16 protein-coding genes are annotated in these 19085 nt (G+C 65.4%); 4 read left to right on the forward strand and 12 right to left on the reverse strand.

Features of this window, described 5'->3' with window-relative positions; genetic code table 11:
• Positions 1–2379, forward strand: coding sequence for a penicillin-binding protein 1C (gene pbpC, locus AC1RNP_RS06245; RefSeq protein ID WP_493050399.1), 2379 nt, complete (start codon positions 1–3; stop codon positions 2377–2379).
• A 135-nt stretch (positions 2380–2514) separates the two neighbouring features.
• Here the strand turns inward: pbpC and AC1RNP_RS06250 are convergent, their stop codons facing one another.
• A complete protein-coding gene (locus AC1RNP_RS06250; protein WP_493050400.1) occupies positions 2515–2994 on the reverse strand; it encodes a peroxiredoxin in 480 nt (159 codons plus the stop codon).
• Between the two features lie 162 nt (positions 2995–3156).
• Between AC1RNP_RS06250 and AC1RNP_RS06255 the strand changes: the two genes are divergently transcribed.
• A complete protein-coding gene (locus tag AC1RNP_RS06255) occupies positions 3157–3615 on the forward strand; it encodes an Hsp20/alpha crystallin family protein (RefSeq protein ID WP_493050401.1) in 459 nt (152 codons plus the stop codon).
• A 150-nt stretch (positions 3616–3765) separates the two neighbouring features.
• On the forward strand, positions 3766–4665 hold the full coding sequence (locus AC1RNP_RS06260) for a DnaJ C-terminal domain-containing protein (protein ID WP_493050402.1): 900 nt from the start codon (positions 3766–3768) through the stop codon (positions 4663–4665).
• A 37-nt stretch (positions 4666–4702) separates the two neighbouring features.
• On the opposite strand, the gene AC1RNP_RS06265 is transcribed toward AC1RNP_RS06260, so the two are convergent.
• The 11 genes from AC1RNP_RS06265 to purB form a co-directional block, all read right to left on the reverse strand.
• On the reverse strand, positions 4703–5065 hold the full coding sequence (locus tag AC1RNP_RS06265; protein WP_226468412.1) for a response regulator: 363 nt from the start codon (positions 5063–5065) through the stop codon (positions 4703–4705).
• A gap of 65 nt (positions 5066–5130) precedes the next feature.
• A complete protein-coding gene (locus tag AC1RNP_RS06270; RefSeq protein WP_493050403.1) occupies positions 5131–6123 on the reverse strand; it encodes a YhdH/YhfP family quinone oxidoreductase in 993 nt (330 codons plus the stop codon).
• Between the two features lie 52 nt (positions 6124–6175).
• A complete protein-coding gene (locus tag AC1RNP_RS06275; RefSeq protein ID WP_493050404.1) occupies positions 6176–6469 on the reverse strand; it encodes a GIY-YIG nuclease family protein in 294 nt (97 codons plus the stop codon).
• 116 nt (positions 6470–6585) lie between these two features.
• Entirely contained in the window at positions 6586–7179 is a 594-nt protein-coding gene (locus AC1RNP_RS06280; RefSeq protein ID WP_493050405.1) for an LOG family protein, read from the reverse strand.
• A gap of 69 nt (positions 7180–7248) precedes the next feature.
• The gene (lpdA, locus tag AC1RNP_RS06285; protein WP_493050406.1) at positions 7249–8685 is read right to left on the reverse strand and encodes a dihydrolipoyl dehydrogenase; all 1437 of its coding nucleotides are present in this window, start codon (positions 8683–8685) and stop codon (positions 7249–7251) included.
• 142 nt (positions 8686–8827) lie between these two features.
• The gene (sucB, locus tag AC1RNP_RS06290; protein ID WP_493050407.1) at positions 8828–10063 is read right to left on the reverse strand and encodes a dihydrolipoyllysine-residue succinyltransferase; all 1236 of its coding nucleotides are present in this window, start codon (positions 10061–10063) and stop codon (positions 8828–8830) included.
• 30 nt (positions 10064–10093) lie between these two features.
• Positions 10094–12958 (reverse strand): 2-oxoglutarate dehydrogenase E1 component, encoded by a 2865-nt coding sequence (locus AC1RNP_RS06295; protein WP_493050408.1) that lies wholly within the window; start codon positions 12956–12958, stop codon positions 10094–10096.
• Positions 12959–13127: 169 nt separating this feature from the next.
• Complete coding sequence (locus AC1RNP_RS06300) at positions 13128–14330, reverse strand: JmjC domain-containing protein (protein ID WP_493050409.1); 1203 nt, start codon at positions 14328–14330, stop codon at positions 13128–13130.
• Between the two features lie 178 nt (positions 14331–14508).
• Positions 14509–14907 carry a VOC family protein gene (locus AC1RNP_RS06305; protein ID WP_493050410.1) on the reverse strand — a complete coding sequence of 133 codons (399 nt, stop codon included), beginning with the start codon at positions 14905–14907 and terminating at the stop codon, positions 14509–14511.
• A gap of 16 nt (positions 14908–14923) precedes the next feature.
• Positions 14924–16045, reverse strand: a complete 1122-nt coding sequence (locus tag AC1RNP_RS06310; RefSeq protein WP_493050411.1) for a mannosyltransferase family protein — start codon at positions 16043–16045, stop codon at positions 14924–14926.
• 85 nt (positions 16046–16130) lie between these two features.
• Complete coding sequence (gene purB / locus AC1RNP_RS06315; protein ID WP_493050412.1) at positions 16131–17510, reverse strand: adenylosuccinate lyase; 1380 nt, start codon at positions 17508–17510, stop codon at positions 16131–16133.
• Between the two features lie 148 nt (positions 17511–17658).
• Between purB and AC1RNP_RS06320 the strand changes: the two genes are divergently transcribed.
• A complete protein-coding gene (locus AC1RNP_RS06320) occupies positions 17659–19074 on the forward strand; it encodes a class II fumarate hydratase (protein WP_493050413.1) in 1416 nt (471 codons plus the stop codon).
• Positions 19075–19085: the final 11 nt, after the last annotated feature.

Below are 19085 nucleotides of genomic sequence, written 5' to 3' on the forward strand. Positions count from 1 at the left end.
ATGGCCGTGATCGACCGGCTTCGACGCGCCATCGCCGGCCGCCCACTGCTGTGGTGGCTGCGCTGGGGAACGATCGCATGCCTGCTGTCCTTGCTGGTACTTGATCTTGCCTTCCCGCCGCCGTTGCCCAAGAGTCGCGATACGAGCGTTCTCGTGGTCGCCCGCGATGGCACGCCATTGCGGGCGTTCGCCGATGCCGAAGGCGTCTGGCGCTATCCCACGACATCACGGCAGGTGTCGCCGCTGTATCTGCAGGTGTTGCTGAACTACGAAGATCGCTGGTTCTGGCGGCATCTTGGCATCAATCCAGTGGCGCTCCTGCGCGCGGGTGGGCAATGGCTGCGCAGTGGCCGCATCGTCTCCGGTGGATCAACGTTGACGATGCAGGTCGCACGCATCCTCGATGGACCCGGTGGTACGCGGTCGCCATGGCGGAAGCTGAGACAAATGTTGCGCGCGTTGCAGCTGGAAGCGCATCTTTCGAAACGCGAGATCCTCGATCTGTACCTGGAACGCGCGCCGTTTGGTGGCACGATCGAAGGCGTCGAAGCAGCAAGTTGGGCCTACCTCGGCAAGCCGGCCTCGAAGCTGTCCCATGCCGAAGCCGCGCTGCTGGTGGTGCTGCCGCAGGCGCCGAGTCGCTGGCGGCCGGATCGCGAACCGGAAGCGGCACGCATTGCGCGCGACAAGGTGCTCGATCGCATGGCCAAGCTCGGCGTGTGGAGCAGGGCAGAGGTCGAAGATGCCAAGATCGAACCGGTCGTGTCGCGGCAATTGCAGGCGCCTTTGTCGGCGGCGCTGCTCGCACAGCGATTGCGTTCGGCGCATGGCAAGGCCGATCGCATCGTTTCCACGATCGATCCGGGATTGCAGCGCACGCTCGAAGAACGCGTCGCCAGTTATTTCTCCAACCTGCCGCCACGCACGTCCGCGGCGTTGCTGGTGGTGGACAACGCTAGCCTTGAGGCGCGTGCCTATGTCGGTTCGGTGACATTCGGCGACAAGGCGCGCCTGGGCCACGTCGATATGGTGCAGGCCTGGCGTTCGCCCGGCTCCACGCTCAAGCCGTTCCTGTATGGACTGGCGCTTGACGATGGTCTGATCCATTCCGAAAGCCTGCTGGTGGATGCGCCGCAATCCTTCGGCGGCTATCGCCCGGGCAATTTCGATACCGCGTTCAACGGACCGGTTGGCGCGGCGGAGGCGTTGCGGTTGTCGTTGAACATTCCCGCCGTGGATCTACTCGATCGTGTCGGCCCGGCGCGTTTTTCCGCCCGTTTGGACAATGCCGGTATTTCCCTGAAATATCCGCGCGGCGCGACGCCGAATCTGTCGTTGATCCTGGGTGGCATCGGCGCGCGGCTTGAAGATCTGGTCGGCGCATATGCCGCTTTCAATCGTGACGGCGTTGCCGGACGCGTGCGCTACACGCCGCGAGACCCGAAGATCGATCGGCGTCTGCTGTCGCCCGGTGCCGCCTGGGTCGTGCGGACGATGCTTGAAGCCAATCCTCGCCCTGGCGAGCGCGAGGACACGTTCGATCGCGGCAATCGCCCGCGCGTGGCCTGGAAAACCGGCACCAGCTATGGTTTCCGTGATGCCTGGGCACTCGGTGGCACGCGGCGTTATACGGTCGGCGTGTGGGTCGGGCGTCCTGACGGCACGCCGTTGCCGGGGCAGTACGGCGCCGTCACGGCACTGCCGCTGTTGTTTGAAACCGTCGACAGCCTGCCACGCCTGCGTGGTGACAATGTGCAGCGCCCACCACCCGCAAGCGTGACCAAGTCGGACATCTGCTGGCCATCGGGTGCCAGCGCGGATGCGCAATCGCCACGACTCTGCCAGCGCCGCATGGAGGCATGGATATTGAACGGCACCGTGCCGCCCACTTTCGCCGAGCGCGGTGCGCGCCTGTGGAGCGCGGGCATCGAACGCTTCGACGTGGATGCGATCAGCGGCGAACGCCTGTCGGCCGCATGCTCGCTGCCGCACGAGCGCGAATCGCGCGAAATCGCACGCTGGCCCGCTCTGGCGTCACCCTGGCTGACGGCGGCGATGCGGCAGGCCTCGCGCTTGCCGCCGCTCGCCGCCGACTGCATGGCCGATGGCCGCGATGCCGTGGAGGAATTGCGCATCGAAGGCGTCAACGACAATGCGACGTTGGCACGTTCGCCAGGCAGCGTGCATCCGGTACGGCTGTCGCTGCGAGCGTTGGGGGCCGGCGCGCGAGTGCAGTGGCTGCTGGACGGGCGCTGGATCGGCGAGACCGAAGGCGCGAGACCGCTGGTGCGTGATTTTTCCGAGACAGGTACGCACACCTTGACCGCGCTTGCGGATAGCGGCGCGTGGAACAGTGTGAAATTTCGTGTGCTGAACTAGGAAACTCTCGAAGTTTCTCGCCGTCGTCATCCCGGCGAAAGCCGGGATCCAGCTCTTTTGTAACCGAAGAAAACGCTGGATTCCGGCTTTCGCCGGGATGACGACGTCGAGGCTCAGGCGAGACGGCGCCGAGGCTCAGGCGAGCTGTTCGAGCATGTGCTCCGCCGACGACACACGGAATTCGCCAGGCGCTTCGACATTGAGCACTTTTACGACGCCATCTTCCGCGTACAGCGAGAAGCGCTTGGATCGCGTGCCCATGCCGTAGGCGCTGGCATCCATTTCCAGCCCGAGCGCGCGTGCGAATTCGCCATTGCCGTCGGCCAGCATCATCAGGCCTTCCTGTGTGTTCTGGCTGCGCCCCCAGGCCTGCATGACGAAGGGATCGTTCACCGACATGCAGGCCACTTCGATGCCCTTGCCGCGGAAGCTGTCGAAATGCTCGATGTAGCCGGGCAGATGGCGCTCGGAGCAGGTCGGCGTGAACGCGCCGGGGACGGCGAACAGGACAACCTTCTTCCCGCTGAAAAGCGTGGGGGTATCGACGATCTCGACGCCTTCGCCGATGCGCTGCAATTTGACTTCCGGAATGCGGTCGCCGATCTGAATGGTCATGGGAAAGTCCCGCTCTGAGGTGAACAAAGTGTATTCGGGGCGGAGTAGAGAGATGTCAAGGCCGTTGAAATCGCCGTGGCGATACCAATTCTGCAGCTATGGCGGCGACCGGTCGCCGGCAAAACAGAACATTTCGATCTGACCAGAATTGGAGCAATCATCATGAGCATCGTCCGTTATCGCCAGTGGCCGGGGCAGGCCGCCCTGCACAATGAAATCAAGTACGCGTTCGACCGTTTCCTCGACAGCGACTCCGCCGCGCATGCGCAGTGGACGCCCAGCGTCGACATCAAGGAAGAAGCCGAACGTTTCGTCATCCGCGCCGACCTGCCGGGCATCGATCCGCAGAACATCGAGATCCAGATGGATAAGAACATCCTGTCGATCAAGGGCGAGCGCAGCGTCGAGAGCGTGGTCGAGGGCGCCGCCGCCGAGAGCGGACGCTATTCGCGAATCGAGCGTCGTCACGGCAGTTTCCACCGTCGCTTCGCACTGCCCGAGAGCGCGGATGCCGAAGGTATTTCCGCCAGCGGCCACAATGGCGTACTGGAGATCGTCATTCCCAAGAAGCCGGAGACGGCGCCGCGTCGCATCCAGGTCGGCTCGCCGACCGTGCAGTAATCACGCGATGCGGGAGACCCGCGCATGGATGCGCGGAGTCGCGGCGGGATCCGCACTAGCCGGGAATCGCCGGGTGGCGGTTTTCGGGAAGACTGGGTATATCCTCAACCCGCGGTCGGACAGCCGCGGGTTGAGCGTTTGAGGGCTGGCATGCAATTCAAAGACTATTATCAGACGCTGGGCGTGGAGCCGAACGCGGGCGAGGCGGAGATCAAGACCGCCTATCGCAGGCTGGCGCGCAAATACCATCCTGACGTCAGCAAGGAAGCGGGCGCCGAGGAGCGGTTCAAGGCCGTCAATGAGGCTTACGAAGCGCTGCGCGATCCGCAGAAGCGCGCCGCCTACGATCAGCTGCGTTCGCGCGGCTACCGGCCGGGCGATGAGGTGCAGTCGGCGCCGGGTGGTTTCGGCAATGGCGGGGGCTACGATTTCGATGAAATCTTCGCCAGTGGCGCCGGTGGCGCCGGCCCGGGATTCAGTGATTTCTTCGAAGGCCTGTTCGGTCGCGGTGGCTTCGGCGCGGCGCACGGCGCGCATCGGCCGCCGCCGCGCGGGCATACGCGCGCGAAGCTGGCGGTGCCGCTAGAGGCGGTCCACGCCGGTTCGAGCGTGCGCATCAGCGTCAACAACAAAGCGCTGGATGTGCGCATTCCCAAAGGCATCCGGCCGGGGCAGCTGATTCGGCTCGCAGGGCAGGGAGAGCAAGGCGATCTGTTGCTGGAAATCGAATACGCCGCGCATCCGCAGTTCGAGGTGGATGGGCGCAACATCATCTACACGCTGTCGGTGGCGCCGTGGGAAGCCGCGTTGGGCGCGACGATCCATGTTCCGACGCTGGGTGGCCAGGTCGAGCTGAAGATCCCCGCGGATTCGGAAGCCGGCCGCAAGCTGCGCCTGCGTGGCCGTGGCCTGCCCGGGAGCGGTGGCGCGGCTGCCGGAGATCAGATCGTGGAACTGGAAGTGGAAGCGCCCAAGCCGAGCAATGACGGACAACGCGAGGCCTATCGCCAACTGGCCGAAGCGTTCGCGCAGGATTGGCGCGGCGATTGATGCCTTCCTTCTCCGCGCAGGGAAGGAAGACGGAGCATCAGGCGATCAGTTCGGCGATGACCTTGGCCAGATCGGCTTCGCTGAACGGCTTGGTGAGATAGGCCTTGGCGCCCTGACGCAGGCCCCAGACGCGATCGGTGTCCTGATCCTTGGTCGTTACCAACACGACCGGGATCTTCGCCGTGCGTGGGTCGCGTGTGATCGAACGCGTGGCCTGGAACCCGTTGAGGTTCGGCATCACCACGTCCATCAGGATCAGGTCGGGCAGCTCGCGTTGCGCGAGTTCGACGCCGGCAGCACCGTCCTCCGCAGTCAGGGCCGCGTGTCCGAGCTTCTCGATGATGCGGCGGATGCCCATCAATTGTGACGGCGAATCGTCGACGATCAGAATGCGCGCCATGAGACTCCCCGATGTGTGCGGCCCGATTGTAGCCATGAAGGCTGACCGGGCAAGCGGCCAATGGTCTAGAGCGTGACCAGAGTCCGGCCGAACGAGCCCCCGGCCAGCATGGTGTCGAAGACTTCGGGCAATTGCTGCAGTGTCACCTCGCGCGTGCAGATGCGGTCGAGATGACGCGGCTTCCAGTCCGAGGCCAGCAGACGCCAGACCTCCTCGCGGATGTCGCGCGCGGTGCCGGCCGAGGCCACCCCCAGCAGCGAGACGCCGCGAATGATGAAAGGCATCACGGTTGTCGGCAGGTCGTGCGTGGCGGCGAGTCCGGCGCTGGCGACGTTGCCGTAAGGGACCGTCTGCGCCAGCAGGCTGGCCAGCATCGCGCCGCCGACGTTGTCCAGGCCGCCGCCGAAGCGTGACGTTTCCATTGGCCGCTTCGTGGCGAGCGCGTCGCGGCCGAGCACGGCGCTGGCGCCGATCGATTTCAGGTAATCGGCATGCTCGGGCTTGCCGCTGATCGCGTGCACTTCGAAACCGGCGCGGCTGTAGATGTCGATCGCGAGCGAACCGACGCCGCCGGTGGCACCGGTCACGGCGAGCGGGCCGAGTTCGGGTGTCTGCCGGTTCTCGCGCATGCGGAACAGCGCGAGCGCGGCGGTGAACCCGGCGGTGCCGAGGATCATGCTCTCGCGCAGGCTCAGGCCCGATGGCAGCGGAATGGCCCAGCGGGACTCCAGGCGTGCGTACTCGGAATAACCGCCGTCGCGGGTTTCGCTCAAGCCGGAACCGGTGGCGAGGACCGCGTCGCCTTCCTTGAACGCCTTGTCGGTGGAGGCGACGACGTGTCCGGCGACATCGATGCCGCCGACCAGCGGGAACTTGCGCAGGATCTTGCCCTTGCCGGTACCGGCGAGCGCGTCCTTGAAGTTGACCGAGGAATGCACGGTCTTGATGACGATTTCGCCCGGTGCCAGTGCGTCGAGCGTGATCTCCTCGATTCCGCTGTGGTAGCCAGTATCGTCATCGTGGATACGGAATGCGCGAAAAGTCTCAGGCGTCGTCATGCCAGCAGGCTCACTCATGTCATCCCAGCGAAAGCTGGGACCCATTTTGCTTTCAAACAATCTCGAGCGACAAGTCCCGCCAATCCGGATTCATGGTTTCGATCAGTTCAATCTTCCAGATTCGTTTCCAAGCCTTGATGGCTTTCTCCCTGGCGATAGCCGTGGTCATGTCATCGTGAGGCTCATACCACACGAGCGTGTGGATGCCATATTTCCTGGTGAAACAGCGTACCGCACCGATTGCATGCTCAGAAGTGCGCTTCGCCAGGTTGGATGTCACGCCGGTGTATAACGTGCCGCGCGGACTGCTCGCAAGGATATAGACGCAAGGGTAGCGTTCGTGCACGTGGATTGCTTTTTTCCTGAGGTGTCGGAATGAAAGCAAAATGGGTCCCAGCTTTCGCTGGGATGACGGCACGAGGTGGCGTCGGGGGGGCTGCGCGGAAATGTGTGAGTAGAGTCTTACCGCAACTCTTTGCGACGCTTCTCGTCCATCCACTTGTCGGCATGCGTCGGCTGGTAATCACGCATCCATGCGAACAGCGCATCGAGATCGCTGCCGTGCCAGAGATCGTGGCGCTGATCCGGGTGCAGGAAGCGCTCCTCCACCATGCGATCGATCATCGTCATCAGCGGCGAGTAGAAATTCTCGACATCGAGGAACGCGCAGGACTTCTGGCCGAGGCCGAGCTGGCGCCAGGTCAGCATCTCGAACATCTCATCGAGCGTGCCGAAACCGCCGGGCAGGGCGACGAAGGCATCGGCCAGGTCGAACATGCGGGCCTTGCGTTCGTGCATCGAGCCGACGATTTCCAGTTTGGTCAGGCCGCGGTGCGCGACTTCCCAGTTCACCAGCTGCTGCGGGATGACACCGATAGCTTCGCCGCCGGCCTCGAGCACCGCATCGGCGACGATACCCATCAGGCCGACGTTGCCGCCGCCGTAGACGAGGGTGAGCTTTTCCTGGGCGATGCGCGTTCCCAGCGCCATCGCGCGGTCGGCGTAGGCGGGTTTGTTGCCGGCATTGGAGCCGCAGTAGACGCAGATCGACTTCATGTTGGCTTCCTGATCTTCTAAATGCAGAACGGCGCACTGGGTGCGCCGTTCCGGTGTATCACGTGCGGCTTAGTTGGCCTTGTGAATCGCGCGCTTGTCGACCGCCATCGCCGCGTCATGGATCGATTCGGACAGCGTCGGGTGGGCGTGGCAGATGCGGGCGAGGTCGTCGGCCGAACCCTTGAACTCCATCGTCAGCACGCCTTCGTGCACCAGTTCCGACACGCCGACGCCGACCAGATGCAGGCCAAGCACGCGATCGGTTTCCGCATGCGCGATCACCTTCACGAAGCCCGCGGGTTCGGCCATCGCGACGGCGCGGCCGAGTGCGGCGAAGGGGAAACTGCCGGTCTTATACGGCACGCCCTCGGCCTTGAGCTGCTGTTCGGTCTGGCCGACCCAGGCGATTTCCGGTTCGGTGTAGATCACCCACGGAATGGTGTCGTAATTGACGTGGCCGGGCAGGCCCGCGATCAGCTCGGCCACCGCGATGCCTTCCTCGAAGCCCTTGTGCGCCAGCATCGGGCCGCGCACGCAGTCGCCGATGGCCCAGACGCCGTCGACGCCGGTATGGCAATGCTCGTCGACCTCGATCACGCCGCGCTCGTTGAGCTTGACGCCGGTGCCGTCGGCCAACAGCCCCTTGCTGGCGGCGCGGCGGCCAACGGAGACGAGCAGCTTGTCGACGGTGAGGGTTTTTTCGCCTTCGGCGTCGGTGTAGGTGACTTCGACGGTCTTCGACTTGCCCTTGCCCTTGATCTCGGTCTTGCTGACCTTGGCGCCGAGGCGGATGTCGAGGCCCTGCTTCTTGAATTCGCGCGCGGCGGTCTTGGCGACCTCGGCATCGGCGGCGGAGAGGAAGTCGGGCAGGGCTTCGAGGATGGTGACCTCGGCGCCCAGGCGCTTCCACACGCTGCCCAGTTCCAGGCCGATCACGCCGGCGCCGATCACGCCCAGGCGCTTGGGCACTTCGGTGAAGTCGAGCGCGCCGACGTTGTCGACGATGGCGTCGTTGTCGAACTTCGCGAACGGCAATTCGATCGAATCCGAGCCGGCGGCGAGGATGACGTTGGTGCCCTTGAGCTCGACCTCGGAGCCGTCGTGCTGCTTCACCTTGACGATATTGCCGGGCTGCAGCTGGCCGAAGCCGTAGTACGGCGTGACCTTGTTCGCCTTGAACAGCATCGCGATGCCGCCGGTGAACTGCTTCACGATCTTGTCCTTGCGGCCGACCATGGCGCCGATGTCGATCTTGGCGTCCTTGACGCTGATGCCGTGTTCGCCGAACAGGTGCTGCAGGTTGTAGAACTGGCGCGAGCTGTCGAGCAGCGCCTTCGACGGAATGCAGCCCACGCGCAGGCAGGTGCCACCGAGGGCGGGCTTGCCGTCCTTGCCGAGTGCGGCGTCGATGCAGGCGGTCTTCATGCCGAGTTGCGCGGCGCGAATGGCGGCGTGGTAGCCGGCAGGGCCGGCGCCGATGACGATGACGTCGAATTGTTCGGCCATTTCGGTGTTCCTTGTTCAGCCCTTCTCCCGCTTGCGGGAGAAGGTGGCGCGTAGCGCCGGATGAGGGAGGCTGGGGAGAGGTGTTCGTGCCGCAGCCCTCACCCCAACCCCTCTCCCGCGGGCGGGAGAGGGGCTCAAGGCATTACATGCCGAGCAACATGCGGCTCGGATTTTCCAGCTGATTCTTGATGTCGACCAGGAACAGCACCGCGTCCTTGCCGTCGATGATGCGGTGATCGTAAGACAGCGCGATGTACATCATCGGCGCGGCGACGACGGCACCGTTCTCGACGATGGCGCGCTCCTTGATCGCGTGCATGCCGAGGATCGCCGACTGCGGCGGGTTGACGATCGGCGTGGACATCAGCGAGCCGAAGGTGCCGCCGTTGGTGATGGTGAAGGTGCCGCCCTGCAGATCGTCGAGCGAGAGCTTGCCGTCGCGCGCCTTCTTGGCGTAGTCGCCGATGGCCTTCTCGATATCGGCGAAGCCCAGGCGCTCGACGTTGCGCACGACCGGCGTCACCAGGCCCTTGTCGGTGGAGACGGCGATCGAGATGTCGGCGTAGCCGTGATAGATGATGTCGTTGCCGTCGACCGAGGCGTTGACGACCGGATGGCGCTGCAAGGCGTTGGCGGCGGCCTTGGCGAAGAAGCTCATGAAGCCGAGCTTGATGCCGTTGGCCTTCTCGAAGGCTTCGCCCAGTTCCTTGCGCATCGCCATTACCTTGCCGAGGTTCACCTCGTTGAAGGAGGTGAGCATGGCGATGGAGTTCTTCGACTGCATCAGGCGTTCGGCAATGCGGGCGCGGATGCGGGTCATCGGCACGCGCTCTTCGGGACGCGCGCCACCGGAGACGCCGGCGGTCTTGCCGCTGGCGTAGTTGATCAGGTCTTCCTTGGTGACCGCGCCGCGACGGCCGGTGCCTTCCACCTGCGCAGGATCGATGCCTTCCTTCTCGGCGGTGAAGCGGGCGCCGGGCGGAAGCGTGTTGGTCGTGGTCGAGGTGATCGCGGTGCTGGCCGACGGCGGAGCCGCTGGCTTCGGAGCTTCCGCCGCCGGAGCTGCAGGCGTGGGCTGCGTGGTCGTCGAGGACGGCGCCGTGGAGGCGGAGGGTTGCGCAGCCGTGACCGTCGCGACCGCGCCTTCCTCGATCACCGCGATGATCTGCTGGCTGGTGACAGTGGCGCCTTCCTCGAACCTGATTTCCTTCAGCACGCCGTCGACGGTGGAGGGCACCTCCAGCACGACCTTGTCGGTTTCCAGGTCGACCAGATTCTCGTCGCGCTTGACCGCGTCGCCGACCTTCTTGTGCCACGAGGCGATGGTGGCGTCGGAGACGGATTCGGGGAGGACCGGAACTTTGATTTCGGTGGCCATGTGCGGCGTCCTGGAAACTTTAAAGGGGAGTTACTCGGCAACCGCCGAGCCGTTGAACGGATTGACCAGCGCGTCGGCGACCAGCTTCAGCTGCTCGGCGACGTGGTCGTTGAGATGGCCCGCGGCGGGCGAGGGCGAGCGCGGTCGGCCGGCGTAGTGCAGCATCTGCTTCTCGGCCAGGCAGGCGTTGAGGTGGTGACGGATCTGGTACCACGCGCCCTGGTTCTGCGGCTCTTCCTGGCACCACACCACGTCCTTGGCCTTCGCGTAGCGCTTGAGCTCGGCGGCCAGCAGTTCGCGCGGGAACGGGTAGAGCTGCTCGATGCGCACGATGGCCACGTCGTCCTGGCCGCGCTTGGTCGCGTCCTCGAGCAGGTCGTAGTAGACCTTGCCCGAGCACAGCACCACGCGCTTGACCTTCTTCGGGTCGGCCTTGGCGTCGGGGATCAGGTGCTGGAATTCGCCGTTGGCGAGTTCGTCCAGCGTGGAGACGGCAAGCTTGTGGCGCAGCAGCGACTTCGGCGTCATCACCACCAGCGGCTTGCGCGTGGTCATGCACAGCTGGCGGCGGATCATGTGGAAAGCCTGCGCCGGCGTGGTCGGCACGCAGACGAGCATGTTCTCCAGCGCGCACAGCTGCAGGAAGCGCTCCAGGCGCGCGGAGCTGTGCTCCGGGCCCTGGCCTTCGTAGCCGTGCGGGAGCAGGAGGGTCAGGCCGCTGATGCGTCCCCACTTGGCTTCGCCGGAAGAGAGGAACTGGTCGATCACCACCTGCGCGCCGTTGGCGAAGTCGCCGAACTGCGCTTCCCAGATGTCGAGCGTGTCGGGATCGGCGGTGGAATAGCCGTATTCGAACGCCATCACCGCTTCCTCGCTGAGCAGCGAGTCGATGATGGTGACGTCCTCCGGGTTGTCGGCCAGCTGACGCAGCGGCAGGTAGTAGCTGTCGGTCTTCTGGTCGTGGAGGATGGCGTGGCGGTGGAAGAACGTGCCGCGGCCGGAGTCCTGACCGACCAGGCGCAGGCGATGGCCGTCGGCGAGCAGGGTGGCGTAGGCGAGGTTTTCGGCGAAGCCCCAGTCGGCGTCGAGTTCACCGGCCGCCATCTTCACGCGGTCCTCGTATATCTTGGCCACGCGCGCGTGCAGCGTGACGCCGCCCGGGATGGTGTTGATGAGCTTGGCCAGCTCGTCGAGCTTCTTGCGCTTGACCTTGGTGTCGACCGGATCGGTGATACGGCCGGACAGCAGCTTCGACCAGTCGATGGCGAATTCGTCGGGCTTGGGCGTGGCCAGCTCGGTGGTGACCTCGCCGGCGTCGAGCTTGTTGCGATAGCCGTCGACGATGCCCTTGGCCTCTTCGGCCTGGATGGTGCCGGCGTCAACCAGGCGCTGCGTGTACAGCTCGCGCGGGGTCTTGAGCGCGCGGATGATCTGGTACATCAGCGGCTGCGTCGCCGCCGGCTCGTCGGCCTCGTTGTGGCCGTGGCGGCGATAGCAGACCAGGTCGAGCACGACATCCTTCTTGAAGCGCTGACGGAAGTCGTAGACCAGTTCGGCGCAGAACACCACGGCTTCGGGATCGTCGCCGTTCACGTGCAGAACCGGTGCGCCGACCATCTTGGCGACGTCGGTGCAGTACAGCGTGGAACGGGCGTCGTCGCGCGCGCTGGTGGTGAAGCCGACCTGGTTGTTGATGACGATGTGGACGGTGCCGCCGACGGCGAAGCCGCGCGCCTGCGACATCTGGAACAGTTCCATCACCACGCCCTGGCCGGCGAAGGCGGCGTCGCCGTGCAGCAGCACTGGGATCACTTCCTTGCGCTCGCTGTCGCCGCGGCGATGCTGGCGCGAGCGCACGGAGCCGGCGACCACCGGGTCGACGATTTCCAGGTGCGAGGGATTGAAGGCCAGCGCCACGTGCACCGGGCCGCCGGGGGTGGCGACGTCGGCGGAGAAGCCCATGTGGTACTTCACGTCGCCGGTGTGGGCGAGGTCGCCCGCGACGTGCTCGAACTTGCCTTCGAACTCGTCGAACAGCTTGCGCGGGTTCTTGCCGAGCGTGTTGATCAGCACGTTGAGGCGGCCGCGGTGGGCCATGCCGATGACCATGTCGCGCACGCCGTCGCTGCCGGCGCGGCGGATCATGTTGTCGAGCAGCGGGATCAGCGCGTCGCCGCCTTCCAGCGAGAAGCGCTTCTGGCCGACGTACTTGGTGTGCAGGTAGCGTTCCAGGCCCTCGGCGGCGGTGAGGCGTTCGAGGATGCGGCGTTTTTCCTCGGCGCTGCGGTGGTAGTTGCCGCCGGCCGCTTCCAGGCGCTCGTACATCCAGCGACGCTGATCGGCGTCGGCGATGTGCATGAACTCGGCGCCGATCGAGCCGCAGTAGGTGGAGCGGAGCAGGCCGACCAGGTCGCGCAGACGCATCCGGGCCGGGCCGCCGAAGGTGCTGATGTTGCTGCCGGGGCCGGTGCCGAACTCGGTGTCGAGGTCGGCGTCGGTGAGGCCGTGGAAGTGCAGGTCGAGGTCCGGGGCTTCCGGCTTGGCCGTCATCTTCAGCGGATCGAGGTCCGCCTGCAGGTGGCCGCGCGAGCGGTAGGCGGTGATCAGCTTGAGCACCGAGCCCTGCTTGCGCGAATTCTCGCTGTCGACCACGCCGCCGGCGGTAACCGTCGGTGCCGCGCCGCGCAGGTCGCTGGCGGCCTGCGCGATGCGATCCATGATCGCCGAATGCGGGACGTCACCCGCCTCGCGGCCCTTGAAGGTATCGAACCAGCTTTTCCATTTCGGCCCCACGCTGTCGGGGGCGACCAGGTATTGCTCGTACAGCTCCTCGATGTAGGCGGCATTGGCGCCGAGTTGCGAGGACTGCGCAAACTGCTTCAGGAGACTGTCCACTCTGGCTTTTTTTCTGGCTCGATGGCGGGGCAAATGCCTGATCCGGCGGGGAATTCGACAAACCCGGGAAGAGGCGCGGTTGGGATCGTTAAATTATAGCCGCAGCGTTTGCCGCGGTGCATCATGACGTGCGTCACGGCACGGGGCCGGGACAGCCCGCGTGCAGGATTCAGTCGGGGTCGCCGGGCTCCAGCAGCTGGTAATGGCCGCCTTGCAGCAGTTCGAAGATGGCGTCGCGCCCGCGCTCGGACAAGGCGGCGTAGGCGGTGCCGTCGAATGCGGCCGAGGCGGCGATGGCTTGCGCGTCCCGCACCGGCAGGGCATAGGCATGGCCGGCCGCATAGAGCGATGCGCCGCGCTTGCCGCGGCGCCAGGCCATGCGCGTCCAGGGATGGCGTTGCAGGATGAAGCCCTGCCGCAGGTCCCATTCGATCTCGATGCGGGAGCGGCCATCGTCCGAGGGCACCGCTTCGCCGGCGCTGCGATACAGGGTGATGAAGCGGCCGAACCAGTCGCCGAGGCGGTCCGGATCGTTCATGCGCAGCACGTTCAAGGCTTCGATTACGCGCCGCATCGCGGCCTCGTCGATCTCGTTGGCGTCCTTCGGCGGGGCGAGATCGGCATCGCCGTAACGGAGTGTTTCATCCGCGTCGGCGGCGAGGGTATCGATGTAGTCGCCCATCAGCTCGGCGGCCGAGGGGGCGCGCATGCCGATCGAGAACGTCAGGCAGGGATCCTCGGCGACGCCGTGGTGCGGCACGCCGGGCGGCAGGTAGAGCATGTCACCGGGGCCGAGCACCCAGTCGTGGGTCGGGGTGAATTCGCGCAGCAGCTTGATGTCGGCGTCGTCGCGGAAGGCCATGGGCGGATTGGGGCCGGCATCGATCTGCCAGCGCCGGTGGCCCTGTCCCTGCAGCAGGAACACGTCGTACTGGTCGACGTGCGCGCCGACCGAGCCGCCGGTGGCGGCGAAGCTGATCATGACGTCGTCGATGCGCCAGCGCGGGATGAAATCGAATGCCGGCAGCAGGGCGGCGACGTCGGCGTCCCATTTGTCCACATCCTGCACCAGCAGGGTCCAGTCGTGATCGCCGAGGCCGGGGAACTCTTCTTCCGCGAACGGGCCGTGTCGCACGTTCCAGGCATCGCGGGCGCGGTCGTGAGTGATCAGGCGCGAGAGCGCGGCTTCCTCGCAGGCGAGGCCGGCGAGATCCTCGGGTTCGAGCGGCGAGACGAATCCCGGGAAAGCGTTGCGGATCAGCAGCGGGCGTTTTTGCCAGTAGTCGCGCAGGAATTCGGCCGGCGGCATGCCCAGCGGCTGTCGCGCGGAGGCATCGATTTCGATGGCGGGAGCGGGGGGGCGTCGTGTCATCTGGGCGGCGCGGCGGCTTCTGTCGGTTGCGGGTGTTCCGGCGCCTGCGCCTGCACGGAGAGACGGTGTGCGCGGTTTTGCGAATGATACTCCGACCGGCGGTGTGGCCGAAGCCGATATCGGGACAGGTATGGGGGACAGGCGACCTGAAGTGCATTGCTGCGGCCGCAAGAGGTTTTCAATTCGCGATTTCGTCGTAGCCACGCCCGACGAATTGCAGCAGGCACCATCCATGTCCGTAGGGATCGGCGATATGCACGATGCGCCCCCACGACGCTTCGCGTATGCCGCCTTCCTGTGTCGCGCCGGCGCGCACGGCGCGGGCGAGGGCGGCTTCCAGATCGTCGACGACGACATCGCAATGCAGCGGCGTCCAGTGACGCGCGTAATCGCGCTTCGAACTGCCTGCGCCCGTGCTGCCTTCGGCCTTTTTCAGGAGATAGATCGGAGCTTCCGCGCCGAGCAGCTCGACCACGCCATCGCCGAGGCGACGCGCGGGATGCAAGTCGAATGCCGCCGTGTAGAACGCTTCGGCGGCGGCAAGATCGGGAACATCGATGTTGAGCAGCAGTTTCATGTCAAACCGCCTCGGTCTACGCACCCGCGAAATTGGTGCCGAGCGTGAAGCAGGCCGTCATGCCGACCAGGAGTGAGGCGCTGATCACGATCCATGCCGTCCACCGGCGCGGGCGCTCCAGCCAGCAGGCGAAAGCCAAGAATAGCGGCACGCAGGACACCACGTAACGCGCCATGCTCATCAGCGTGCCGGTCGACCATGGCAGCAGGATGCAGATCAACGCATACAGGGCCAGTCCGCGCTGGCGCGCGCGCCACAACCAGGCGCTTCCGGCCAGCCCGAGCAGCAGGGCGGCGCCGTTGAGCCAGCGCACGTTCCAGTTCTCGGTGAGTTGCAATGGCTGGCGCAGCGAACGATAGAGCGGGTCCAGCATGCGGCGCAGCGTCACGCTCTCGCGGCCCCAGGTGGTCTGGATGTCCGAGAACGCGAACGGATTGCCCGTCTTGTGCCAGAGCAGGGCCATGAAAGCGAACAGGCCGGTCAATCCGAGCACCGCGAACAGCCAGATCTTCGGCGGCGGCAGGCGGCGTCCCTCGCGTGCTTCCCACCACATCAACGCCGATAGGAATACGCCCGTGGGCCGCGTCGCCGAGGCGAGGGCATTGAACACGGTGGAATTGCCCCAGCGCCGTTGCTCGATCGCCAGCAGGCTGGAGGCCGACAGCAGGACGAACAGCGATTCGCTCCACGGCAGGGAGAAGAAGTACGACGTGGGAAACAACGCCAGGCACAGCACCGCGCGTGTCGCGGTCGCCTCGTCGCGCATGGCTTGCACCCAGCGATGCACCTGGATCAACGCGATCAGGAACAACAGGTTGACCAGTACGAGGCCGGCGTTCCGCATGTCGAACCCGAGCCACGTCAGCGCATTCCACAACAACGGATGCAGCGGAAAGAACGCCCAGTTGGCCTGCGCGCTGGTGTCGAACGGACGCGTTTCGTAGCCCTGCGACACGATGGTGCTGTACCAGCCCGCGTCATTGGCAAAAGCGATCGTGTGCAGGTGCGCGACCGCTTCGGGAGTGAAGAGCCGGATGTCCTGCGGATCGGAACCCATGCCTTTCCATTGCTGCGCGATCGCGATGGTGATCGCGGCCGAAAGCAGGATCAGCGCACGCGACAGGACGAAGGCGAACACGGCCGCCGATAACGCCCGTCGCCAATGGCTTGAGCGCGCCGGCGCGCGCGGGTCCGATGAAATGTCTGCGGGACGTGGGGTGACGTCAGATGTCACGCGCCAGCTTCTCGGCCAATCCGGTATAGCTGGCAGGCGTCATCTCCAGCAGACGCGCCTTGTCCTCGGCTGGCAGCGCCAGCGATTCGATGAAGGCGCGCATGGAATCCGCGTTGATGCCTTGGCCGCGCGTGAGCGCCTTGAGCTGTTCGTACGGCTCCGGAAGTCCGTGGCGGCGCATCACGGTCTGCACGGCTTCGGCCAGCACTTCCCAGGACGCGTTGAGGTCGGCGGCCAGGCGCTCGGGACTGGCCGAGAGCTTGCCCAGGCCGCGCAGCAGCGCGTCGTAGCCGATCAGGGCGTGGCCGAAAGCCGTGCCCAGCGCGCGCAGCACGGTGGAATCGGTGAGGTCGCGCTGCCAGCGGCTGATCGGCAGCTTCGCGGCGAAATGCTCGAACAGGGCGTTGGCGATGCCGAAGTTGCCCTCGGCATTCTCGAAATCGATCGGGTTGACCTTGTGCGGCATGGTGGAACTGCCGACCTCGCCGGCTTTCACCGCCTGCTTGAAATAGCCGAGCGAGATATAGCCCCAGATGTCGCGGCACAGGTCGATGCAGATCGTATCGATGCGTTTCTGCGCATCGGAGATTTCCGCGACGCTGTCGTGTGGTTCGATCTGGGTGGTGTAGGGATTGAAATCGAGGTCGAGCGATTCGACGAAGCGCTGCGCGAACAGCGGCCAGTCGACGTCCGGATAGGACACGGCATGCGCATTGTAGTTGCCGACCGCGCCGTTGATCTTGCCCGACAGCGACACCGCCGCCAGTTGCTCGCCCTGGCGGCGCAGGCGCGCCACCACGTTGGCGAGTTCCTTGCCGACCGTTGTCGGCGAGGCCGTCTGGCCGTGCGTGCGCGCAAGCATCGGCAGCGCGGCATATTCGTGCGCCATCGTGCGCAGGCGTTCGATCAGGGTGTCGAGCTTCGGCAGCAGCACTTCGTGCCGGGCCTCGTTGAGCATCAGGGCGTAGGACAGATTGTTGATGTCCTCGCTGGTGCAGGCGAAATGCACGAATTCCAGGGCAGGCCCCAGCGCGGCATCGTCCTTCAGGCGTTCCTTGATGAAGTATTCGACCGCCTTGACGTCGTGATTGGTGGTGCGTTCGATTTCCTTGATGCGAGCCGCATCCGTGACCGCGAAGCCGTCCGCCAGGCCACGCAGTTTCGCGATCGCGGCTTCCGAAAACGGCTTCAACTCCACGATGCCCGGTTCCGCGGCCAGGGCCAGCAGCCATTCCACCTCGACGCGGACGCGCGCCTTGATCAGGCCGTATTCGGAAAAGATCGGGCGCAGGGCGTCGACCTTGCCGGCGTAGCGGCCATCGAGCGGGGAGAGGGCGAGGAGCTGGGTTTCGATCTCGGCGGAGGACATGGCGGGTCGAGGAGCGGGCAGGCGGCAATTCTAATCGCTGGGGCGTATCGTTATGCGGCTTCCCCCTCAGAAGCCCGCATTCCCGCCGCGTTGACGACGACACGGCTCGATGTGCGGACTTCCCCCTCAGCACAGTACGAGCGCCGTCATGCCCGCTTCCAAGCCGAACCGTTTCCGTATCGAACACGACAGCATGGGCGAACTGAAAGTCCCCGCCGACGCATTGTGGGGCGCGCAGACCCAGCGCGCCGTCCAGAATTTCCCGGTCTCCGGCCGGCCGCTGCCGCGCGGCTTCATCCGCGCGCTCGGCCTGATCAAGGCCAGCGCCGCCACCGTGAACGCTGATCTCGGCCTGCTGCCCAAGAACGCGGCCAAGGCCATCCACGCCGCTGCGCTGGAAGTCGCCGAAGGCGCGCACGACGCGCATTTCCCGATCGACATCTACCAGACCGGCTCCGGCACGTCCTCGAACATGAACGCCAACGAGGTGATCGCCACACTCGCCTCGAAGGCCGGCAAGAAGGTCCATGCGAACGACCACGTCAATCTCGGGCAAAGTTCGAACGACGTGATTCCGACCGCGATCCGCGTTTCGGCGCAGTTGGCGGCGGTCGAAACATTGTTCCCCGCGCTCAAGCACCTGCGCAAGACCATCGACGGCCGCGCCAAGGCCTACGCCAAGGTGGTCAAGACCGGTCGCACGCATCTGATGGATGCGATGCCGCTGACCTTCGGTCAGGAATTCGGCGCCTGGTCGTCGCAACTGATCTCCGCGGAGGCGCGTATCGGGGACGCGCTCAAGCGCCTGCGCCGGCTGCCGATCGGCGGCACCGCGATCGGCACCGGCATCAATGCCGATCCGCGCTTCGGCAAGGCGATGGCGAAGACGCTGTCGTCGTTGACGAAGACGAAATTCGAATCGGCGGTCGACAAGTTCGAAGGCCTCGCGGCGCAGGACGATGCGGTGGAACTGTCGGGCCAGCTCAATGCCCTGGCGGTGGCGCTGATGAAGATCGCCAACGACTTGCGCTGGATGAATTCCGGGCCGCTCGCGGGGATTGGCGAAATCGAATTGCCGGCGCTGCAGCCGGGCAGCTCGATCATGCCGGGCAAGGTGAACCCGGTGATCCCCGAGGCGACGGTGATGGTCTGCGCGCAGGTGATCGGGCACCACACCGCGATCACGGTCGCCGGCCAGACCGGCAATTTCCAGTTGAACGTGACCTTGCCCCTGATCGCCGTCAATCTGCTGGATTCGATTTCACTGCTGGCGGCGGTCTCGCGCCTGCTCGCCGACAGCGCGATCGCGGGCCTGAAGCTGCGCAAGGACAACATCGAAGCCGCGCTCGGCCGCAATCCGATCCTGGTCACGGCGCTGAATCCGATCATCGGCTACGAAAAGGCCGCCGCGATCGCCAAGCGCGCCTACAAGGAAAATCGACCGGTGCTCGACGTGGCGATGGAAGACAGCGGACTGTCGGCGTCCGAACTGAAGAAGCTGCTCGATCCCGCGGCGCTCACGCGCGGTGGCATCCACGCCGGTGGCGGAGGCGGTGGTGGGTGAGGGCGGGAGTG

This window comes from Luteimonas sp. GW821-FHT14E02, from assembly GCF_058803905.1.

Coding starts and splice junctions, on each gene's coding strand:
- AC1RNP_RS06270 (WP_493050403.1), bottom strand. CDS start 6,123: ATGACGACGCCTGAGACTTTTCGCGCATTCCGTATCCACGATGACGAT.
- sucB (WP_493050407.1), bottom strand. CDS start 10,063: ATGGCCACCGAAATCAAAGTTCCGGTCCTCCCCGAATCCGTCTCCGAC.
- pbpC (WP_493050399.1), top strand. CDS start 1: ATGGCCGTGATCGACCGGCTTCGACGCGCCATCGCCGGCCGCCCACTG.
- AC1RNP_RS06250 (WP_493050400.1), bottom strand. CDS start 2,994: ATGACCATTCAGATCGGCGACCGCATTCCGGAAGTCAAATTGCAGCGC.
- AC1RNP_RS06265 (WP_226468412.1), bottom strand. CDS start 5,065: ATGGCGCGCATTCTGATCGTCGACGATTCGCCGTCACAATTGATGGGC.
- AC1RNP_RS06320 (WP_493050413.1), top strand. CDS start 17,659: ATGCCCGCTTCCAAGCCGAACCGTTTCCGTATCGAACACGACAGCATG.
- AC1RNP_RS06260 (WP_493050402.1), top strand. CDS start 3,766: ATGCAATTCAAAGACTATTATCAGACGCTGGGCGTGGAGCCGAACGCG.
- AC1RNP_RS06300 (WP_493050409.1), bottom strand. CDS start 14,330: ATGACACGACGCCCCCCCGCTCCCGCCATCGAAATCGATGCCTCCGCG.
- AC1RNP_RS06255 (WP_493050401.1), top strand. CDS start 3,157: ATGAGCATCGTCCGTTATCGCCAGTGGCCGGGGCAGGCCGCCCTGCAC.
- lpdA (WP_493050406.1), bottom strand. CDS start 8,685: ATGGCCGAACAATTCGACGTCATCGTCATCGGCGCCGGCCCTGCCGGC.
- AC1RNP_RS06305 (WP_493050410.1), bottom strand. CDS start 14,907: ATGAAACTGCTGCTCAACATCGATGTTCCCGATCTTGCCGCCGCCGAA.
- purB (WP_493050412.1), bottom strand. CDS start 17,510: ATGTCCTCCGCCGAGATCGAAACCCAGCTCCTCGCCCTCTCCCCGCTC.
- AC1RNP_RS06280 (WP_493050405.1), bottom strand. CDS start 7,179: ATGAAGTCGATCTGCGTCTACTGCGGCTCCAATGCCGGCAACAAACCC.